The following is a 19,622-nucleotide window of genomic DNA, read 5'->3' as shown; positions in this document are numbered from 1 at the left end:
GACCTCAGTCTCCCGCCACCCGCAGCTCCGCGCCCGTGCCCGCGACCGCCAGCGCCCCGTCCACGTCCGTCCGCAGCACCACCGCGCCCCGCGCCCGCAGCGCCGCGACCGTGCCGGGGGCCGGGTGCCCGTACGGGTTGTCCTCCCCGCAGGAGATCAACGCCAGCCTCGGCGCCGCCCGGCGTATGAGCTCCGGGTCCTGGTACGCCGAGCCATGATGGGCGACCTTCAGCACGTCCACGCCGTCCAGGAGTGCCGCCGCCGGGGTTCTCGACAGCGCCCGCTGGGCCGGGGGTTCGAGATCCCCGAGCAGCAGGAGCCGCAGCCCGGCCGACCGGACCAGCAGGGTGACGCTGGAGTCGTTCGGGCCCTCCGGTGCCGGGGCCGGGTGCGGCGGCGGCCACAGCACCCGCCAGCTCAGCGCCCCGGTACGCCGCTCCTCCCCGGCGGCGGCCCGCGTCACGGGGATCCGCCGGGCTGCCGCCTCCCTCCGGACGAACTCCACCTGGTCCACGGGCGCTTCGTGCCCGGTCGTCTCGATGGCGCCGACCGCACGCCCGCGCAGGACGCCGGGCAGGCCCGCCACATGGTCGGCGTGGAAGTGGGTCAGCACGACCAGCGGGATCCTCGTGATGCCGAGTCTGCTCAGACAGCGGTCGACCAGCGTCGGATCGGGGCCGGCGTCCACGACCACCCCCGTCCCCGCGCCCGCCGCGAGCACCGTCGCGTCGCCCTGCCCCACGTCGCACATCGCGAACCGCCATCCCGGCGGCGGCCACCCCGTGACCACTCTGGTCAGCGGCGGCGGCTGCACCACCGCCAGCAGCACCAGCGCCCCGCAGACACCGCACCACCAGGGGTGCCGCAGCAGCCGCCGGCCGGCCGGCACCGCGACCACCGTGGCAAGGGCGAGCAGCGCCGCCCCCGCCCAACTGCCGGGCCAGTCCACGCCCGCGCCGGGCAGCGCGGCCCCCGTCCGGGCGACGTCCGCGATCCACCCGGTCGGCCAACTCGCGCACCAGGCCAGGGCCTTGGCCACCGGCATCGCGAGTGGTGCCGCGGCCAGCGCCGCGAATCCCAGCACCGTGGCCGGCGCGACCGCGAACTCCGCGAGGAGATTGCACGGCACCGCCACCAGGCTCACCCGGGCCGACAGCACCGCCACCACCGGCGCGCACACCGCCTGCGCGGCCGCCGCGGCCGCCAGCGCCTCGGCCGGCCGCGGCGGCACCCGGCGGCTGCGCAACGCCGCGCTCCAGCGGGGCGCGAGGGTGAGCAGGGCGCCGGTGGCCAGCACGGAGAGCAGGAAGCCGTAACTGCGGGCCAGCCAGGGGTCGTACAGCACCAGCAGCAGGACCGCGGTCGCCAGCGCCGGGATCAGCGATCTGCGGCGTCCGGTCGCCAGGGCGAGCAGTGCGACGGACCCGCAGGCCGCGGCCCGCAACACGCTCGGGTCCGGCCGGCACACGACGACGAAGGCGAGCGTGAGCGCTCCGCCGAGCAGCGCGGTCGTCCGCAAGGAGATGCCGAGGCGCGGAGCGAGCCCTCGGCGCTCGACGAGCTGTGCCGTCCCGGGCGGGCCGATGAGCAGGGCCAGGATGATCGTGAGGTTGCTGCCGGAGACGGCGAGCGTGTGCGCGAGGTCGGTCTCCTTGAACGCCTCGTCCAGCTCCGGCGTGATCCGCGAGGTGTCGCCCACGACCAGCCCCGGCAACAGTGCCCGCGCGTCCGCCGACAGCCCGTCGGTCGCCTCCCGCAGCCCTGCCCGCAGTCGCCCCGCCAGCCGCTGCGCCGCCGACGGCTCCCCGACGACCTCCGGCACGGCCGCGTCCCGCACCCGCAGCACGGCCGCGATCCGGTCTCCGCCGGCCAGGGCGGGCGCGACCCGAGCGGTCACCCGCAGCCGCGTGGACGGGAGCAGGCTCGACCAGGGCGAGGGTCGGTCGGCGGACGAGGGCTGAGAGGGCCGCGGCTGCTCGTCGACGCCGTCCGAGGACCCCCGGCCCCCGTCGACGATCATCAGCACCGGCGCCCGCGTCACCACCGCCGTGCCGTCCGCGTCCTCGACGCGTCGCACCTCCGCGTTGATCAGCACGGCGGTCGGCGCCATGTGATTCCCCTTGACGCGGGGCCGGGTGAGCCGCGGGTCGGAGGTGACCTCGACCTCGGCGGTCACCGTGGCGTACTCCCGCGCCAGCCCCGGCACCGGCCCACGCCGCAGATCGGCGCCGTGCAGCCCGGCGGAGACGGCGGCCGCGGCGATGCAGAGCAGCACGGCGGCGACCGAGGTGCGGGGCCAGGTGGGGCGCATGCCCCGCAGGCCTTGCACGGCCATCGCGCCACGCCGCGCCAGCAGCAGTACGCCCGCCGTGAGCAGGCAGACCACCGCCGTACCGCTCACCCACTCCGGCGGGGCGTCCAGCGTCAGCGCCGCCGTCGCCCAGGCCGCGAGCGCGGGTGGGACGAGACGTAGGTCCGTCGGCCCTTCCTGCCGGGGGTGGGCGGCACCGAGGCGCCGTCCGGACGCCGCGTGAACGGCGGCGCGGGAGGGCGTGAGGTCGGATGGGCGGAGGTCGTGGTTCATGGCCGCACGAGATTCCGTAGATCGGCGAACCGGCGGTCGCCGATGCCGTTGACCTCGCGCAGTTCGTCCACCGAGCGGAAGCCGCCGTGCTGGGTGCGGTAGTCGATGATGTGCTGGGCCAGCACCGGGCCGACGCCGGGGAGGGTGTCGAGCTGTTCCACGGTGGCCGTGTTGAGGGCGACCGAGGCGGCGGGTGCCCCGTCGGGGACGGCCGCGCCGCCCGAGCCGACACCCGGGGCGGCACCGGGCACGGCGGCCGGAGCGCCGACGATCACCTGCTCGCCGTCCACCAGGAACCGGGCCCGGTTGAGTCCGTCGGTGTTCGTGCCGGGCCGCACGCCACCGGCCGCGCGCAGGGCGTCGGCGACGCGCGAACCCGCCGGCAGGCGATGGATCCCCGGTTCACGCACCTTGCCGCTGACGTCCACCACGATCTCGGCGACGGGCGTACCGACGGCCCCTGGCGCACCGGTCGCCGCGGCGCCCGCCCCGGCCGCACCGCCCAGCTCCTCTCCCGCGCCCTGTCCACCGCCGTACTGGGCCGCCGCCCGCACCACCTCAGGAGCGCGCACCGACTGTGCCCGCCCGGCCCAGAAGTGCTGCACCGCGAAACCGGCGGCGACGACGAGCACCACGGTGAGCGCGACCACGCCCCGCCGCTCCAGTCCACACCGCGCCTGCAACCACACCGGCATGCGCTCCCGCAACGCCAGCCCGGCCCGCGAACGCCGGCGCCCCGTGCCGACATCGGCACCCGCGTCCCCGGCACCGGCGTCGGCGTCGGCGTCGGCGTCGGGGTGCAACTCCGCTTCCCCGCCCCGGTCCACAGCCGCCGCCACCGGGGCACCCTCCGCCCGGCCCGATGGCCCCGCCCCCGACTCCCGCCACTCCCCGCTGTGTTCGGCGAAGATCACCTCCGTCCGGCGCCGCAGTTCCTCCGCCGACGCATGGCGCTGCCGAGCCCTCCCCTGGACCTGCGCGCCGCGTCGGCGGCGGGCGCGGCCGTCGGAGTACGGGCCGCGTCCCGGGCCGCTGGTCACCGCCGGGCGGCGGGTGGGGGTGGCTGCATGTGTATGTGATCGAAGTGCCATGCGACGAGGATCGGGCACCTCGGCACATCCGCGATGATCTTGCTCAATTCCCGGGGATTACCGCCCAGTTGTGGATAACTCCGTCACCCACAGGGGTGACTCACCCGCACCCCGAGGATCCGTCACCGAGGCGAGACCACGACGCCCAGCAGTCCGGGCCCGGTGTGCGCCCCGATGACCGCCCCGACCTCACTCACATGCAGATCCGCCAACCCCGGCACTCGCGCCCGCAGACGATCCGCCAGCGCCGCCGCCCGGTCGGGAGCGGAGAGATGGTGGACCGCGATGTCGACCTGGGCGCCGCCTGCCCGGTCGGCGGCGATCTCCTCAAGGCGGGCGATGGCCTTGGAGGCCGTCCGCACCTTCTCCAGCGGACCGATCCGGCCGCCCTCCAGCTGCAGCAGCGGCTTCACCGCGAGCGCGGAGCCCAGCAGGGCCTGCGCGGCGCCGATGCGGCCGCCGCGGCGCAGATAGTCGAGGGTGTCGACATAGAAGTAGGCGGCCGTGCCCCCGGCCCGCTTCTCGGCGGCGGTGACGGCCTCGTCCACGGTGCCGCCCGACTCCGCCGCCTCTGCCGCCGCGAGCGCGCAGAACCCGAGCGCCATGGCCACCATGCCGGTGTCCACCACCCGCACCGGCACCGGCGCCTCGCGCGCCGCGAGGACCGCCGCGTCGTAGGTGCCGGAGAGTTCGGCCGACAGGTGCAGGGAGACGATGCCGGTGGCGCCGGACTCGGCGACCTTGCGGTAATGCTCCGCGAAGACCTGAGGGCTGGGGCGCGAGGTGGTGACGGGGCGTCGCTTCTGCAACGCCTGGGCGAGGGAACGGGTCGAGATCTCGGTGCCCTCATCCAGTGCCTGGCCGCCGACGACCACGGTCAGAGGCACCGTTGTGATGCCATGACGCTCCATCGTCCGGGGCGGCAGGTAGGCCGTTGAATCGGTGACGATCGCGACATGGCGGGACATGAGCTGGAGGTTACCTGGCGTAGCGCCCGGGCGGCAGCCCGACCCCGCTCAGCCGGTCAAGCCTTGACCGGAGCGGCTGGTGGTCGTGCGGGCTCAAGTCGTGCTCTCGGGGCGGGGTTTCTTCTGCCAGGGGTATGTCGGCCGGGGTCCGGGCGGGTTGATGGCGGGCCGCGTGGGCTCCTCGGCCCGCTGGGTGCGAGGGCTGTCCGGCCAGGTCTGTTCGGTCGTCGCACCGGACTCGGCGGCGGGTGCCTCGGGCCACGGGGGCGGCGGCGCGGCTCCCGTGGTGGACGCGGTCGTCGAAGATCCGCTCGCCGACGGCTCTGTCGTCTGCCAGTGCCGCAGCGCCCCGGTCTCCACGTCGATCTGCGCGCTGAGGGTGTCCAGGTCGTCGTCAGCGAAGCGGTGGGCCCGGTCGCGGGCCGCCCAGCGCAGCGAGTCCGCCGCCTGCACGATGCGCTCGGCGCGTTCGCGCAGGTCGGGAAGTCGCTCGGCGAGCGTGGAGCGGTCGGGCTCGGATTCCAGGCGCCGCAGCTCGGCGTCCAGCTCGTGCCCATGGGCGCTGAGGCGCTGGAAGAGGCCGAGGGACTCCTTGAGGGACTCGTCCTCGGCCGCGCCCGCGTGCAGCGCGTCCTGGGTGGCCCGCATGGAGGTGCGCAGCTTCAGCCGCAGCTCGGCGAGCTCGCCGACCGCGCCCGGCTGGGCGAAGGACTTGGCCCGCAGGGTGTGGTCCTCGACCGTGCGGCGGGCCTGGGTGATGGTGTGGTCCACGCGTCGCTTGGCGGCGCCGACGACCTTCACCGTGGCGTAGGCGCCGAGCGCTATGAAAAGCACGAAGAGCAGGGCGAAGACTGCGATCACTGCTTCCACGACGCTCCTCCTACGTCCGGGCGCGACGCACGCCCGCATCGCTCTTCAACGGTAAACGCTACGGGCAGGCCCGGAGTTCCAGCTGAACCCCGAACCTGCCCGTAGGGGACTCCCCTGAGCCGTGGGTACGGCCCCGCGCCGCTTACGCGGGAACGATGTTCACCAGCTTCGGCGCCCGCACGATCACCTTGCGGATCCCGGCCCCGTCCAGCGCCGCCACGACCTTCTCGTCGGACAGCGCGGCCTTCTCCAGATCCTCCTCGGAGATGGCCGGCGAGACCTCCAGGCGGGCCTTGACCTTGCCCTTGATCTGCACGACGCAGGTCACGGTCTCGTCGACCACGTACGCCGGGTCGGCGACCGGGAAGTCCCGGTGCACCACCGAGTCCGTGTGCCCCAGCTTGCGCCACAGTTCCTCGGCGATGTGCGGGGCCAGCGGCGCGGCCATCAGCACCAGCGCCTCGGCGACGGAACGCGGCACCGCTCCGCCGGTCTTGGTCAGGTGGTTGTTCAGCTCGGTGACCTTGGCGATCGCGGTGTTGAACCGCATGCCCTCCAGATCCCCGCGCACCCCGTCGATCGCCTTGTGCAGGGCACGCAGCGTGTCCTCGTCGGGCTCGGCGTCCACGACCGTCACGGCACCGGTGGTCTCGTCGACGACGTTGCGCCACAGCCGCTGCAGCAGCCGGAACTGGCCGACCACCGCGCGCGTGTCCCAGGGCCGGGAGACGTCCAGCGGGCCCATCGCCATCTCGTACAGCCGCAGCGTGTCGGCGCCGTACTCAGCGGCGATCTCGTCCGGAGTGACCGCGTTCTTCAGGGACTTGCCCATCTTGCCCAGCAGCCGGGAGACCTTCTCGCCCTGGTAGTAGTAGCCGCCGTCGCGCTCCTCCACCTCGGCGGCCGGCACCGCGATGCCACGGCTGTCGCGGTAGACGTAGGCCTGGATCATGCCCTGGTTGAACAGCTTGTGGAACGGCTCCGCCGAGGAGACGTGGCCCAGGTCGAACAGCACCTTGGACCAGAAGCGCGCGTACAGCAGGTGCAGCACGGCGTGCTCGGCGCCGCCGACGTACAGGTCGACGCCGCCGTGCGGCTGCCCCTCGCGCGGGCCCATCCAGTACTGCTCGATCTCGGGGTCGACCAGCTGCTCGCTGTTGTGCGGGTCCAGGTAGCGCAGCTCGTACCAGCAGGAACCGGCCCAGTTGGGCATGGTGTTGGTCTCGCGCCGGTACCGCTTGGGGCCGTCGCCCAGGTCCAGGGTGACGTTGACCCACTCCTCGTTGCGCGACAGCGGCGTCTCGGGCTGGGTGTCGGCGTCGTCCGGGTCGAAGGTGCGCGGCGAGTAGTCCTCGACCTCGGGCAGCTCCAGCGGCAGCATCGACTCGGGCAGCGCGTGGGCGATGCCGTCCTCGTCGTAGACGATCGGGAAGGGCTCGCCCCAGTAGCGCTGACGGCTGAACAGCCAGTCGCGCAGCCGGAAGTTGACGGTGCCCTCGCCGATGCCCTCGCGCTCCAGCCATTCGGTGATGCGCGCCTTGGCCTCGGCGACGCCCAGGCCGTCCAGGGAGACACCCGCACCGGTGGAGTTGATGATCTTCGCGTCGTACGACACGAAGGCGTCGTCCCACGTCGCGGGGTCGGTACCCCTGCCGTCGGTCGGCTCGACGACGCAGCGGATCGGCAGTTCGAAGGCGCGCGCGAAGGCGAAGTCGCGCGTGTCGTGCGCCGGGACGGCCATGATCGCGCCGGTGCCGTAGCCCATCAGGACGTAGTCGGCGATGAAGACGGGCACCCGCTCGCCGTTGACCGGGTTGGTCGCGTACGAGCCGATGAAGACGCCGGTCTTGTCCTTGGCCTCGGCCTGGCGCTCGACGTCGGACTTGGAGGCGGCCTGCGCGCGGTAGGCGGCGACGGCCTCGGCCGGGCTCGCGTGACCGCCGGTCCACACGTCGTGGGTGCCCTCGGGCCAGGCGTCCGGGGTGAACTTGTCGACCAGCGGGTGCTCGGGCGCCAGCACCATGTAGCTCGCGCCGAACAGGGTGTCGGGGCGCGTGGTGAAGACGGTGATGCGCTCGCCGTCGATGGGGAAGTCGACGCGGGCGCCCTCGGAGCGGCCGATCCAGTTGCGCTGCTGCAGCTTGATGGCCTCGGGCCAGTCCAGCGCGTCCAGGTCCTCCAGCAGCCGGTCGGCGTAGGCGGTGATCCGCATGTTCCACTGGCGCAGCTTGGCCTTGAAGACCGGGAAGTTGCCGCGCTCGGAGCGGCCGTCGGCGGTGACCTCCTCGTTGGCCAGCACGGTGCCCAGGCCGGGGCACCAGTTGACCGGCGCGTCGGAGGCGTAGGCCAGCCGGTACTCGCCCAGGACGTCGGCGCGCTCGTCGGCGCTCAGTTCGCTCCACGCGCGCGTGTGCCCCGGTACGGCACGCTCACCGGACTCGAAGGCGGCGACCAGCTCGGCGATCGGGCGGGCCTTCCTCGCCTCGTCGTCGTACCAGGAGTTGAAGATCTGCAGGAAGATCCACTGGGTCCACTTGTAGTAGTCCGGGTCGATCGTGGCGAACGACCGGCGCTTGTCGTGACCCAGGCCCAGCCGGCGCAGCTGGGCCGTCATGTTCTCGATATTGGCCTCGGTGGAGACGCGCGGATGCGTGCCGGTCTGCACGGCGTACTGCTCGGCGGGCAGGCCGAAGGCGTCGAAGCCCAGAGTGTGCAGGACGTTGTGGCCGGTCATGCGCTGGAAGCGCGCGAAGACGTCGGTGGCGATGTAGCCCAGCGGGTGACCGACGTGCAGGCCCGCACCGGAGGGGTACGGGAACATGTCCATGATGAACTTCTTGGGCCGGGCGACCAGCTCGGAGTCGCCCGCCAGGTCACCCTTGGGGTTCGGCGCCGCGTACGTGCCCTCGGCGTCCCAGAAGTCCTGCCAGCGTGCCTCGATCTCGGCGGCCATGGCCGCCGTGTAGCGGTGCGGCGCGGCCACCTCGGCGGTGGCAGCGGGGTTCGTCTCGCTCATGGTCCTTAAGCTCCATCGATCGTCTCTGCCAGCGGCTGCGATTCTCTAGAAACGAAAAATCCCCTCGCACAGGAGGGGACGCCGCGCCGATTCCGACCATCCGATTCGCCCAGTGGTCGGGACTGATCAGCGCGGCTCGCTAAGCAGAAGGCGTACGGCACGCATGGCGTCAGGGTACCGCAGCGCCGGAGCGGGTCGCGACGGGCTTCCGGCGGGGTCGCACATAAGCGTCGCGTATGAACAATGACAGCCTCGGCTCCGTACCTGAAAGATGTGAAGACCTCGAAAAGCTGAACAATGTTCAACTGTTACCTGGCGTAACAGTCGCTAAGGGACATCACCAGCCCCACCCCGTCCGTGGATAACAACGCAATAACTCAAACGCCGTACCCATCGGTATGGAGCCACTTAGAGTGCGGCAGCGGGACCGCTTTCCCGAACCGTTCGGAGTTGCCCCCATGAACCCTCGTCCTCACAGCAGCCCGCCGCCCAGGCCCGGCCCGTCGGCCGCCGGGACGGTGGCCGCTGCCCCTCTGCCGTCCATACCCGCCCTTGTTTCGACGGGAGGCATGTCGTGACGACGGAACCGTTCGATCCGGACGACGGCGTGATGGACGACGCGTTCCTGGAGTTCCTCAACTTCGGCGCGGGCGTCCTGTCCCTCGTCCTCCTCACCTGCTCGGTGGTCTGGGGACTCGTCGCCCAGGACCGGATGATCCTCAACACCCGCCAGCGGATGACGGCGCAGGCCGTGCACCGGGTGACCGCGGTCGCCTCCATCGCCTTCCTGCTGGTGCACATCGTGACGAAGCTGGTGCTGGAGCACACGAGCTGGATCGCCGCGTTCATCCCCTTCGGGCTGCTCATCTCGGGCGGCGACCAGTTCACGGGCACCGCGTTCCTGATCGGCCTGGGCACCCTGGCCGGGATGCTCATGATCTTCGTGGGCGTCACCGGCGCGCTGCGCAACCGCTTCGCGTCCTCGGCGCCGGTCGCGGCGCGCTGGCGGGCGATGCACATGCTGGCCTACCCGGCCTGGTGCGCGGCGCTGGTCCACGGCCTGTTCGCCGGCCGCCCGGCGAAGACGTTCTTCATGGTGTCGTACGAGCTGTGCGTGGTGGCGGTCGGCGCGGCACTCGCCCTGCGCGCCGCGCCGCGCCCCTTCAAGCGCAAGGTCGCCGACCGGCTCACCCGGCTCATCGGCAACGGCGAACCGGCCGCCCGCGAGGATCTCGAGGCCAGCCGGGCCAGGGCGACGGAGTCCGCGCTGTCGGGCTACGAGGAGCCGCGGTCGAGGCGACGCGCGCGCGACGGTCAGCCGGCGGGCCCGCTGCCCGGCACGACGGGCCCGCTGCCCGGCATGCGGTCCCCGTCCGCCGCGGAGACCACCGGCGGCTTCGCCGCCGCCTACCGCGCCGTCTCGCCACCCGCGCGCGAGCGGCAGCAGTCCCTCGCGGCCGACCAGGCCTCCCCCTTCGACCTGCCCCTGGACATGCAGCCCACCGAGGCCATCCCGCGCATCGACGGCGGCGGCAGCACCTCGGGGAACTGGCCGATCCCCTCCCCACCGCCGGTGGGCGAAGCGCCCCCGTCGGCCTACGACCCGCTCAACGACACGGGATACAACATCCCCGTCTACGACAACTCGGGCACTCCGGGCTACGGCAACGGCGCATCTGGCTACGGCTCGAGTGATGTGTACGACACCGCTGAGACGAACGCCGTCTTCGGGACGTACAACCAGAACGACACGTACAACAACAGCGGTCCCGCCACTGAAACACTGCCCGGTGCCTCCTACGACTTCGACGCACCGGGTTCGGGCGAACCTTGGAACACGCCTTCCGGAGGCTTTAAGTGAACGAGGCCCTGCCCGACGTACCCGAAGTCCGCGTGGTCGGCCTTCCCCAGCTCACGTCGGGCTTCGACCTTGTCGAAAGACTCGATCTGCCCATGCATCTCAAGGTGCACGGGCCGCTCGAGCCGATGGGCGGCGAGCAACTCGCGAAGCTCGCCGAGAACATCAATCTGAAGGGCCGCGGCGGCGCCGGCTTCCCCTTCCACAAGAAGCTGCGCTCGGTCGCCGAGGCGGCGATCAAACGCGGCGTACGGCCGGTCGTGGTCATCAACGGCAGTGAGGACGAGCCGGCCTGCCGCAAGGACACGGTGTTGATCAACCGTGCCCCGCATCTCATCCTGGACGGCGCGCTGCTGTGCGCCGAGGCCCTGGGTGCCCGCACGCTCGTGGTGGGGGTCACCCGGGAATCGACGCAGCGCTCCATGGAGGCCGCCCTCGCAGAACGCGGCCTGAGCAACAGTCGCCGCTCCGCTCTACGCGCGTGGGTGCAGCGCAACCCGGTGCGCATGGTCACCGGCGCCGCCGCCTCCCTGGTCCGCTCGATCGACGGCGGCCCGGCGATCCCGCCCGGCCGCAAGGTCAGCGCCTCGCAGAACGGCGTCGGCGGCGCCCCGACCCTGCTGTCCAACGCCGAGACGTTCGCCCAACTCGCCATAGCCGCCCGCATCGGCCCGGAGCGCTACGGCAACACCGGCCTGTACGACGAGCCGGGCACCGTGATGCTCACCGTCTCCGGCGCGGTCGCCCGCCCGATGGTCATCGAGGTGCCCACGGGCGTGCCGCTGCGCTACGTCCTGCAGCTCGCCGGCGCCCCGCCGGTGCCGCAGGGCGTGCTGACGGGTGGTTACCACGGCAAGTGGATCGACGCGGCGACGGTCAACGAGGCGGTCGTCTCGCGCAATTCACTGGACGCGGTGGGCGGTGCGCTCGGCGCCGGCGCGATCCTGCCGATCACTCAGGAGACCTGCCCGCTGGGCGAGTCGCTGCGGGTGGCGCAGTGGCTGGCCGAGGAGAGCGCGGGCCAGTGCGGCCCCTGCTACCTCGGTCTGCCGGCCGCCGCGCGCGGTATGGAGGACATCCTCAACGGCGGCGGCCCGGCCGCCCTGGAGGCGCTCAAGCAGGTCGCCAAGAACGTGAAGCGGCGCGGCGCGTGCTCGCACCCGGACGGCTCCGCGATGTTCCTGGAGTCGACCATCAAGGCGTTCACCGACGACCTCGCGGCCCATGTCCTCGGCAACGGCTGCGGACGGCGCGTGGAGGGCGTTCTGCCGCTCTTCGAGGGCGGCAGGGCACCCACGGGCATCCCGGGCGGCGCCGAGTCGGAGGAGAACGGCCCCAGCCGCCAGAAGATCTACGTCGACTGGACGCTGTGCCGGGGGCACGGCCTGTGCGCGGACATCCTCCCGGAGGTCTTCCAACTGGGCGCCGACGGCTTCCCGACCGTCGCCCAGGCGAAGGTGCCGCGCTACGCCGAGGCCAAGGCCATGCGGGCGGTGCGCCGTTGCCCCGCCCTCGCCCTGCGCATCGAGGAGGACACGCGCGCGCAGGACTCCTCCCGCAACAACCTGCCGGTCCTCTCCCAGGGCCGCGGCAGGCGCGCCCTGGGCCGCTGAGGCCCGACACGCACACACGAGGGGCCGTCCCACCCGGACGGCCCCTCGTTCGTTCCCCAACCGCCCCTGAAACCAACGGCATCCGCGCACGCAAAAGATCCCGCCGGATCGAATCGATCCGGCGGGATCCTGTTGTCTCACTGTGGAGCTAAGGAGAATTGAACTCCTGACCTCCTGCATGCCATGCAGGCGCTCTACCAACTGAGCTATAGCCCCTCGTTCGCCCGGTTTCCCCGGCGGCGACGCCAACATTACCGGTCGATCAGGTGCAGCACCAAATCGTTTCCCGTGCGGCGCGATACGGGTGCTTATGTCCGGTTCAAGCCGTGACGAAGGAGTAGAAGCGCTTGAGGGTGCAGTGTTCTTCGAGGAGTCGGCCGTAGATCGGTTCGCCCTCGAGTTCACGGTAGGTCTCGATCGGGTCGCCCTTTATGATCAGCGCCCGCGCGCATTCCTCGCACCAGTACTGGTAGTCGGGGTTCACCGGTTCCATGTCACGGACGATCGGCGTTCCGCTGCCGCACCAGTCGCACTTTCGCCTGTGTGCACCCATCGATCAGCTCCAGCTGTGGCCGCAGGCCGTGCACACGTAGGAAATTCCGCCATTGTCACCGAGAAGCTGGGCAACATGGACGGAGCCGCAGGAAGGGCAGCTGAGGCGGGTGATCGTATCCCGTGTCAATGCTGCTTCGAAGAGGTGACCGACCTCTTCGAGGATGCTCGCAGGCATCGCTACTCCCTCCCGTCGGGCCGCGTCCCCTTCCGGCCGTTTGATTCTGCCACGGCCGGACCAATACGGTCAGCGACGCCTCAGTACCAGTCCGGACACGGCAGCCTCCGCGACCCCTCCGGAGAGGTATACGCCTGGCGGGGCCCGGGTGACTCAACCCGAACCCGAACACTTTGGCGGATACCAGAAGATCCCGTCGATCGCTTCGATCGACGGGATCTTGTTGTCTCACTGTGGAGCTAAGGAGAATTGAACTCCTGACCTCCTGCATGCCATGCAGGCGCTCTACCAACTGAGCTATAGCCCCTGGGTGTCCTCCGCTCGGCGGGCGAACAAGAAGAACTTTAGCCTGCGACCTGCCAGAAAGTGAAATCCGGGTCCCGGGTCGACCCGGCCGGGACCCCGACGTCAGTCGTCGTCGCCGAGCACCGGCTCCGGCAGGGTGCCGGCGTTGTGCTCCAGCAGGCGCCAGCCGCGCGCGCCCTCGCCCAGGACGGACCAGCAGCAGTTGGTGAGGCCGCCCAGGCTCTCCCAGTACCCGGCCTCCAGGCCGATGAGCCGGCCGATGGTCGTACGGATGGTGCCGCCGTGGCTGACCACGACGAGCGTGCCGTCGTCGGGGAGCTTCTCGGCGTGCCGGAGCACCACCGGCGCGGCGCGGTCGGCGACCTCGGTCTCCAGTTCGCCGCCACCGCGGCGCACCGGCTCACCGCGCTTCCACGCGGCGTACTCCTCGCCGTGCCGGGCGATGATCTCCTCGTGCGTCAGCCCCTGCCAGACGCCCGCGTAGGTCTCGCGCAGGCCCTCGTCGTGCGTCACCGCCAGGCCGGTGAGCCCGGCCAGCTCGGCGGCGGTGTCGGCGGCGCGCTGGAGGTCGGAGGCGATGATCGCGTCGGGCTTGAGGTTGACCAGCAGCCGGGCGGCTCGGCGGGCCTGGGAGACGCCGGCCTCGGTGAGCGGGACGTCCGTGGTGCCCTGGAAGCGGCGCTCCACGTTCCACGAGGTCTGGCCGTGCCGCCACAGGATGACGCGGCGGCCGCGGCCGGGCTTGCCGGTGGGCACCTCGCCGGTGGTGCTCATCGCCACTCACCGCCCAGGTCGGCCGCCTCCTCTGCGGCCTGGAGCTTGGCGTGCTCCTCGGCCTTGCCGCGGGTGGCCTTGGCGTCGTCGGGCAGTTCGAGCTCGGGGCAGTCCTTCCACAGCCGCTCCAGGGCGTAGAAGACGCGCTCCTCGCTGTGCTGGACGTGGACGACGATGTCGACGTAGTCGAGCAGCACCCAGCGGGCCTCACGGTCGCCCTCGCGGCGCACCGGCTTGGCGCCCAGCTCCTTCAGGAGCCGCTCCTCGATCTCGTCGACGATCGACTTGACCTGGCGGTCGTTGGGCGCGGAGGCCAGCAGGAAGGCGTCCGTGATCGACAGGACGTCGCTGACGTCGTAGGCGATGATGTCGTGCGCGAGCTTGTCGGCGGCCGCCTGGGCGGCGGTGTTGACGAGCTCGAGGGAACGGTCGGTAGCGGTCACTACAAGGCTTTCGGTCGGCGGACACTTGACACCAAGGGTCTCACGGACCGCCGACAGCGCCCCACGTGATTACCGGCTCACGTGGGGTGGCCTGCGGTGATGCACCGATCGGACACCCCGCGGCTACGAGGACGACGGCTTGTAGTCCTGGCCGAGGACCACCGAGACGTCCGCGTTCGAGGACACGTCGCCCTTGCTGACCGCGTCCGCGGACAGGCCCAGGGTCTTGGCGACCTCGGTGGCGTTGTCCTTGTCGGCGGCGTCGGCGTAGACGACCTTCGAGGTGGCCGCGGTGGCCGCGGTGCCGCCCTCCAGGAAGGTGAAGCCGCCGTTGAGCAGCACCACGCGCGCGTTCCCGGTGTTGTCCCTGGTGCCGCTGGCGTTGCGCACGGACACGCGGACGGCGGCGTCCTTGTCGGGGCTCTTGGCGGTGCCGCCGAGGACGTCCTTGACGACGCTCGCGCTCGCCTGTGCGCTCAGTGTGCCGTCGCCCTGGACGGGCATCAGGGCCGTCTTGTAGTCGCCGCCCTTGGCGAGGTCGGCGAGCCGGGCGAGGAAGGCGCCGAGGTCCTTGTCGGTCAGCGGCGGCTCGATGATCATGCCGAGCGTCTGCACGGTGGTGATCGCGCCCTGGGTGTCCGAGGTCATCTTGCGCAGCACGGCCTGCATGACCTGCCCGAACCGCTCGAGCTGGGCGTTCTGGGCCTCGCCCGAGCCCTGGTAGGTGGCGTAGGCGACGGCGAGCTTGCCGCTGAGGGTCTGTGCCTTGCCCTTGCGCACCAGGGGCGCGGCGCCCTTGGACTTGGCGTCCGGGTCGGGGACGTTCGCGTTGGTGTCGACCTCGATGTTGCCGACCAGGTCGACGAGGTTCTGCAGATAGGGGGTGTCCAGCCGCCAGGTGCCCTGGATCTCGGTGCCGAGGACGGTGTCGATGGCGTCGCGGGTGCCGGAGGAACCGTCGTCGTCGACCGACTTGGCGAGCGTGGTCGTGGTGCCGTCGTCGCCGCTCAGGGCGAGGGAGTTGGGCAGCAGGACGGTGGTGGCCTGCTTGGTGGTGGTGTTGTCGACCAGCAGCGCCGTGGAGGTGCCGCCCTGCTTGGTGTTGTGCAGATGGACGACGATCACCTCGCGCTTCTGGGCGCCCACCGGGGTCGAGGCGCTGGTCTTGTCGTCCGACGCGGTGAGGCCCGGCAGCTTCCCGGCGTACCAGAGGTAGCCGACGCCGCCGGCCGCGGCGATCGCCAGGACGACCACGAGGGCGATCACACGCGCGCGTGCCCGTCGCTTGGCCTCCTCGCGGCGCTCGGTGCGGTTCTCGGTGAACTTCAGCCAGTCGATGACGTCCTCGGAGTCCGAGTCGGGCTCCTCGACGAAGGCGAACTGCTCGGTGCGGTAGTCCCGGTCGCCGCGCTCCTGGGTCCCCTGTTCCTCGACCGGACCGGCCTGGTGCGGGATGTAGGCGGTCTGCTCGGCGACGCGCGGCTGCTGTCCGCTGGTGGCGGTACGGCCATAGGGGTCGTACTGCGCCGAGTGCGTGCCGGTGCCGTACGGGTCGTAGGGCGGCGCGGGCGGCTGCCGACCGGTGTCGCCGGCCCCGTAGGAGTCGTACGACTGGGGCTGCTGCTGGGCGCCCGTCGCGTACGGGTCGTAACCGTAGCCCTGCTGTGCGTAGGGGTCGTACTGCTGCTGGGGCGGCCGCTGCTGCGGGACCTGCCGGTACACCGGCCGCCCGTACTCGTCGTATCCGACGAGTTCGTACTGGTCGTCCCCGTACCCCGCGTCGTATCGGTCGTTCACCGGTAGCCCCTCTCGGCTCACTCGCCTCACTCGCCGCGGTACAGCTCACGTTTGTCGATGTAGCGCACGACTCCGTCGGGCACCAGATACCAGATGGGCTCTCCCTTCGCGACTCTCGCGCGGCAATCGGTGGACGAGATGGCCAGCGCGGGAACCTCGACCAACGACACGCCGCCCTCCGGGAGGCCGTCGTCGTCGAGGTGGTGGCCGGGCCGGGTGGCGCCGATGAAGTGCGCGAGGGAGAACAGCTCCTCCGAGTCCCGCCAGGTCAGGATCTGGGCGAGGGCGTCGGCGCCGGTGATGAAGAAGAGGTCGGTGTCGGGGTTGAGCGCGCGCAGGTCGCGCAGGGTGTCCACCGTGTACGTGGGGCCGCCGCGGTCGATGTCGATGCGGCTGACGGAGAACTGCGGGTTCTCGGCGGTGGCGATGACCGTCATCAGATAGCGGTCCTCGGCCGGGGAGACGTGCCGGTGGCTCTTCTGCCACGGCTGGCCGGTCGGGACGAACACGACCTCGTCGAGGTGGAACTGCGCGGCGACCTCACTGGCCGCGACGAGGTGGCCGTGGTGGATCGGGTCGAACGTTCCGCCCATGACGCCGAGACGGCGCTTGCCGGGGTGCGTCGGGCCGTTTCCGGGGCCGGTAGGCATGTCCTGCTCTCCCATGCGTGCAGACCCTACCGGCCCCGTCCGAGAGCTCCGGCCGGCCGTGGGCCGGGCGGAGTGCGGGGCTGGCCGGGACTCAGCGGTCGCGGTTGAAGCGGGTGGTGATCCACAGCAGCAGCATGAGGATGACGAACGCGCCACCACCGGTGGCCAGCGGGCTGATGCTGTCGTGGTTGCCGCCGTGCTCCTCACCCTCAGCGGCGAGGGTGACCAACTGGGCAGCTGCGCTGTGGAAGCTCATCTTCGGCGTGACCTATCGGGTGTGGGCGGGATAAAGATGTCGGCTCATCGTAAGCGGGCGCCATGACGGCGATCACGCCGACTCCACCGTTGGGGCGCCTTCCACGAGCGGCGGGGAACCTTCCGGGCGGCTCAGTCGTCCTTCCGCCTGTAGCCCCGCAACAGGAACCACGCGGTCAGCACACAGCCCACGACCATCACGATCAGTACGACCCGGAGCAGATTCCCCGCCCCCTGCTGCTCGGCTGCGTTCGCGGCCTCGGTGAGCCAGGCGGCCGCGGGGTTGTGCTCCATGACGCGGAACTCCTTCGCTGTAGTGCCCGTCCACGGTAACTCCGCCTAGGCTGGGCACTGCTTCGGGGGCGCAAAGGACGGAACAAGGCTCCGCAAAGGGCCGAGAGAGACCCATCCACTCGCACATGGGGGAAGACATGTCCGACGGCCACGAGCACAACGGGCACGAGAACGTACCGAGCCGGCAGCGCAGGCGTTTCCCCGGGATCTCCTCGCGTGCGTACGAGCATCCGGCGGACCGCTCGGCCCTGGTGGCCCTGCGCAAGCTCAGCGGTTTCGACACGGTCTTCAAGGCGCTGAGCGGCCTGCTGCCCGAGCGCAGCCTCAGGCTGCTGTTCCTGTCCGACTCCGTGCGGGTCTCGGACCAGCAGTTCACACACCTCAACGACATGCTGCGGGACGCCTGTTACATCCTGGACCTGGAGAAGGTCCCGCCGATGTACGTCAACCAGGACCCGGTGCCGAACGCGATGTGCATCGGCCTGGACGAGCCGATCATCGTGGTCACCACGGGCCTGGTCGAGCTGCTCGACGAGGAGGAGATGCGGGCGGTGATCGGCCACGAGGTGGGCCACGCCCTGTCCGGCCACTCGGTGTACCGCACCATCCTGCTCTTCCTCACCAGCCTCGCCGTCCGGGTCGCCTGGATCCCGCTGGGCAATCTCGCGATCATGGCGATCGTCACGGCACTGCGGGAGTGGTTCCGCAAGTCGGAGCTGTCCGCGGACCGGGCGGGGCTGCTGGTCGGGCAGGATCTGCAGGCCTCGATGCGCGGCCTGATGAAGCTTGCGGGCGGCCACCATCTGCACGAGATGAACGTGGACGCGTTCCTGAAGCAGGCCGAGGAGTACGAGGCGGGCGGCGACCTGCGCGACTCGGTGCTGAAGATCCTGAACGTGCTGCCGCGCTCCCACCCCTTCACCACGGTCCGCGCGGCCGAGCTGAAGAAGTGGGGCGAGTCCCGCGACTACCAGCGGATCATGGACGGCCACTACCCGCGCCGCTCGGAGGACAAGGACACCTCGGTCAGCGACTCCTTCCGCGAGTCGGCGTCCCACTACGCCACCCATGTGAAGTCCTCCAAGGACCCGCTGATGAAGCTGGTCACGGACATCGCGGGCGGCGCGGGCGACCTGGGCGGCCGGGTCCGGCGCGGCTTCGGCGGCTTCACGAGCGCCCCGCCGAAGGACGCGCCGAGGCGGGACGACACGGACGACTCCGGGACCGAGAACTGAGGGCCGGGGACTGACCGAGGACTGAGGACCGGGGACCGAGGGACCGGGGCTCGCCCCGGCTCACACCTTCGGCTGCGCCCCCGCCGCCAGCGATCCGCACAGTGCCGTGGCCCCGCCCGTGGCGTACGGGTCGGTGCCGGCCGGGCCGCCCTCCTTGGCCGTCTGGCCCGCCAGCAGCGGATGCAGCCGGTTCGTCGAGTCGTCGGCGCAGGACAGCGGGCCGGCCTGGACGTAGGAGACGACCAGCTGGGTCTGGTGCAGCCGCAGGTCCTCGCGGTCGAAGCGGAAGTGCAGCTCCCGGCGCACGGTGAACAGCGACGCCTCGGCGGCCTTCGCACCGGCGTCCGTCGGCCGCAGGGCGTAGACGAAGGTGTGGTCGGCCGTGACCTCGAGCGTCGACGCGTCGGTCTCGGCGGCCTGCAGCGTGCCCTGGACCCGGATCCGGCGATCGGCCAGCTCCGCCTGCGAGGGGTCGAAGCGCACCAGCCACCCGGTCGGCGCATGCCGCCCGTCCGCCGCCGGATGCCCGAAGCTCTCGTCGAACTGGTCCAGTTGATCGGGATCCAGCAGCACCCGCACCGGCCGCACCTGGTCGCCGGTGAGGACCTCGGGATACAGCGCGGACCGCACGATGTAGTCCTTCGCGATCGTCAGCGCGTTCGTGACGTCACCGTCCGAGAAGTGCGCGGTACGCCGCGCGGCCGGCAGCGGTATGCCCTCCGCGCCGATGCGGAACTGCGCGGCGGGACTGCGCGCGTACAGAGCGTCGGTGTCGGCCGTCCCGGGCACCTCGCCCTCCGGGGCGAGCGGGATGACGGTCATCCGCAGGGGCTCGGCGGGCGGCCCGGAGGAGGCCGGGGTCTGATAGGGATGCCGTACACCCATGTAGATCGCCGTACCGAAGGCCACGGCGATCAACAGGACGAGGACGAGTGCCTGCCGGGACAGGCCCCGGCGCAGTGGTGGACGGCGGCGTACGGCGGGCGCGTGGTCGGCGATGCGCTCCTGTGCGGAGAACTCCTGGAGGCGGGCAGCTCGGACGAACGACTCGTCGAAGACGACGGATCGGTATTCGTCCTCGCCACCTCCGGGGCCGCCTTCGGGTGTCCCCTCAGGTGGGTCTCCAGGCCCTCCCATA

The 19,622-nt window shown here is 71.4% G+C and carries 16 protein-coding genes and 2 tRNA genes; 3 read left to right on the top strand and 15 right to left on the bottom strand.

Annotated features, from left to right (window positions below):
- Positions 1-4: 4 nt before the first annotated feature.
- From IM697_RS08365 to leuS, 5 genes are all read right to left on the bottom strand, one after another.
- Positions 5-2,584: a ComEC/Rec2 family competence protein gene (locus IM697_RS08365; RefSeq protein WP_194046134.1), complete on the bottom strand. Its 2,580-nt coding sequence runs from the start codon at positions 2,582-2,584 to the stop codon at positions 5-7.
- Positions 2,581-3,675: a ComEA family DNA-binding protein gene (locus tag IM697_RS08360; RefSeq protein ID WP_194046132.1), complete on the bottom strand. Its 1,095-nt coding sequence runs from the start codon at positions 3,673-3,675 to the stop codon at positions 2,581-2,583. Before IM697_RS08360 ends, IM697_RS08365 begins: the two co-directional genes overlap by 4 nt.
- A gap of 122 nt (positions 3,676-3,797) precedes the next feature.
- Entirely contained in the window at positions 3,798-4,643 is an 846-nt protein-coding gene (locus tag IM697_RS08355; RefSeq protein ID WP_194046130.1) for a DegV family protein, read from the bottom strand.
- A gap of 93 nt (positions 4,644-4,736) precedes the next feature.
- On the bottom strand, positions 4,737-5,513 hold the full coding sequence (locus tag IM697_RS08350; RefSeq protein WP_194046128.1) for a hypothetical protein: 777 nt from the start codon (positions 5,511-5,513) through the stop codon (positions 4,737-4,739).
- A 142-nt stretch (positions 5,514-5,655) separates the two neighbouring features.
- Positions 5,656-8,529: a leucine--tRNA ligase gene (gene leuS, locus IM697_RS08345; RefSeq protein WP_194046126.1), complete on the bottom strand. Its 2,874-nt coding sequence runs from the start codon at positions 8,527-8,529 to the stop codon at positions 5,656-5,658.
- A 610-nt stretch (positions 8,530-9,139) separates the two neighbouring features.
- Here leuS and IM697_RS08340 point away from each other — a divergent pair.
- Positions 9,140-10,390, top strand: coding sequence for a ferric reductase-like transmembrane domain-containing protein (locus IM697_RS08340; RefSeq protein ID WP_194049637.1), 1,251 nt, complete (start codon positions 9,140-9,142; stop codon positions 10,388-10,390).
- Positions 10,387-12,000, top strand: a complete 1,614-nt coding sequence (locus tag IM697_RS08335; RefSeq protein ID WP_194046124.1) for an NADH-quinone oxidoreductase subunit NuoF family protein — start codon at positions 10,387-10,389, stop codon at positions 11,998-12,000. Before IM697_RS08340 ends, IM697_RS08335 begins: the two co-directional genes overlap by 4 nt.
- Positions 12,001-12,143: 143 nt before the next feature.
- On the opposite strand, the gene IM697_RS08330 is transcribed toward IM697_RS08335, so the two are convergent.
- From IM697_RS08330 to IM697_RS08290, 9 genes are all read right to left on the bottom strand, one after another.
- Positions 12,144-12,216 (bottom strand) — tRNA-Ala (locus IM697_RS08330).
- A 103-nt stretch (positions 12,217-12,319) separates the two neighbouring features.
- Entirely contained in the window at positions 12,320-12,553 is a 234-nt protein-coding gene (locus IM697_RS08325; RefSeq protein WP_003976229.1) for a hypothetical protein, read from the bottom strand.
- A gap of 411 nt (positions 12,554-12,964) precedes the next feature.
- A tRNA-Ala gene (locus IM697_RS08320) sits at positions 12,965-13,037 on the bottom strand.
- A 101-nt stretch (positions 13,038-13,138) separates the two neighbouring features.
- Positions 13,139-13,810 (bottom strand): histidine phosphatase family protein, encoded by a 672-nt coding sequence (locus tag IM697_RS08315; RefSeq protein WP_194046122.1) that lies wholly within the window; start codon positions 13,808-13,810, stop codon positions 13,139-13,141.
- A complete protein-coding gene (rsfS, locus tag IM697_RS08310; protein WP_194046120.1) occupies positions 13,807-14,253 on the bottom strand; it encodes a ribosome silencing factor in 447 nt (148 codons plus the stop codon). Before rsfS ends, IM697_RS08315 begins: the two co-directional genes overlap by 4 nt.
- Positions 14,254-14,376: 123 nt before the next feature.
- Positions 14,377-16,050, bottom strand: coding sequence for an LCP family protein (locus IM697_RS08305; RefSeq protein WP_194046118.1), 1,674 nt, complete (start codon positions 16,048-16,050; stop codon positions 14,377-14,379).
- A 26-nt stretch (positions 16,051-16,076) separates the two neighbouring features.
- Positions 16,077-16,715, bottom strand: coding sequence for a nicotinate-nucleotide adenylyltransferase (gene nadD / locus IM697_RS08300; protein ID WP_194046116.1), 639 nt, complete (start codon positions 16,713-16,715; stop codon positions 16,077-16,079).
- A gap of 76 nt (positions 16,716-16,791) precedes the next feature.
- The gene (locus IM697_RS08295; protein WP_194046114.1) at positions 16,792-16,956 is read right to left on the bottom strand and encodes a hypothetical protein; all 165 of its coding nucleotides are present in this window, start codon (positions 16,954-16,956) and stop codon (positions 16,792-16,794) included.
- Positions 16,957-17,087: 131 nt separating this feature from the next.
- Positions 17,088-17,249: a hypothetical protein gene (locus tag IM697_RS08290; protein ID WP_194046112.1), complete on the bottom strand. Its 162-nt coding sequence runs from the start codon at positions 17,247-17,249 to the stop codon at positions 17,088-17,090.
- A gap of 125 nt (positions 17,250-17,374) precedes the next feature.
- On the opposite strand from IM697_RS08290, the gene IM697_RS08285 reads away from it, so the two are divergent.
- Positions 17,375-18,484 (top strand): M48 family metallopeptidase, encoded by a 1,110-nt coding sequence (locus IM697_RS08285; protein ID WP_407699612.1) that lies wholly within the window; start codon positions 17,375-17,377, stop codon positions 18,482-18,484.
- Positions 18,485-18,544: 60 nt separating this feature from the next.
- On the opposite strand, the gene IM697_RS08280 is transcribed toward IM697_RS08285, so the two are convergent.
- Positions 18,545-19,621, bottom strand: coding sequence for an SCO2583 family membrane protein (locus IM697_RS08280; RefSeq protein ID WP_194046109.1), 1,077 nt, complete (start codon positions 19,619-19,621; stop codon positions 18,545-18,547).
- Position 19,622: the final 1 nt, after the last annotated feature.

Origin of the sequence: Streptomyces ferrugineus, assembly GCF_015160855.1 — a bacterium.
Lineage (GTDB): Bacteria > Actinomycetota > Actinomycetes > Streptomycetales > Streptomycetaceae > Streptomyces > Streptomyces ferrugineus.
This window is presented reverse-complemented; position numbering and strand designations above follow the sequence as displayed.

Bases quoted from the DNA above. Each gene is read 5' to 3' on its own strand.
- IM697_RS08280 (WP_194046109.1), bottom strand. From the start codon at position 19,621: ATGGGAGGGCCTGGAGACCCACCTGAGGGGACACCCGAAGGCGGCCCC.
- IM697_RS08315 (WP_194046122.1), bottom strand. From the start codon at position 13,810: ATGAGCACCACCGGCGAGGTGCCCACCGGCAAGCCCGGCCGCGGCCGC.
- IM697_RS08285 (WP_407699612.1), top strand. From the start codon at position 17,375: ATGGGGGAAGACATGTCCGACGGCCACGAGCACAACGGGCACGAGAAC.
- IM697_RS08340 (WP_194049637.1), top strand. From the start codon at position 9,140: ATGGACGACGCGTTCCTGGAGTTCCTCAACTTCGGCGCGGGCGTCCTG.
- IM697_RS08290 (WP_194046112.1), bottom strand. From the start codon at position 17,249: ATGGAGCACAACCCCGCGGCCGCCTGGCTCACCGAGGCCGCGAACGCA.
- IM697_RS08295 (WP_194046114.1), bottom strand. From the start codon at position 16,956: ATGAGCTTCCACAGCGCAGCTGCCCAGTTGGTCACCCTCGCCGCTGAG.
- nadD (WP_194046116.1), bottom strand. From the start codon at position 16,715: ATGGGAGAGCAGGACATGCCTACCGGCCCCGGAAACGGCCCGACGCAC.
- leuS (WP_194046126.1), bottom strand. From the start codon at position 8,529: ATGAGCGAGACGAACCCCGCTGCCACCGCCGAGGTGGCCGCGCCGCAC.
- IM697_RS08360 (WP_194046132.1), bottom strand. From the start codon at position 3,675: ATGGCACTTCGATCACATACACATGCAGCCACCCCCACCCGCCGCCCG.
- IM697_RS08355 (WP_194046130.1), bottom strand. From the start codon at position 4,643: ATGTCCCGCCATGTCGCGATCGTCACCGATTCAACGGCCTACCTGCCG.
- IM697_RS08325 (WP_003976229.1), bottom strand. From the start codon at position 12,553: ATGGGTGCACACAGGCGAAAGTGCGACTGGTGCGGCAGCGGAACGCCG.
- IM697_RS08365 (WP_194046134.1), bottom strand. From the start codon at position 2,584: ATGAACCACGACCTCCGCCCATCCGACCTCACGCCCTCCCGCGCCGCC.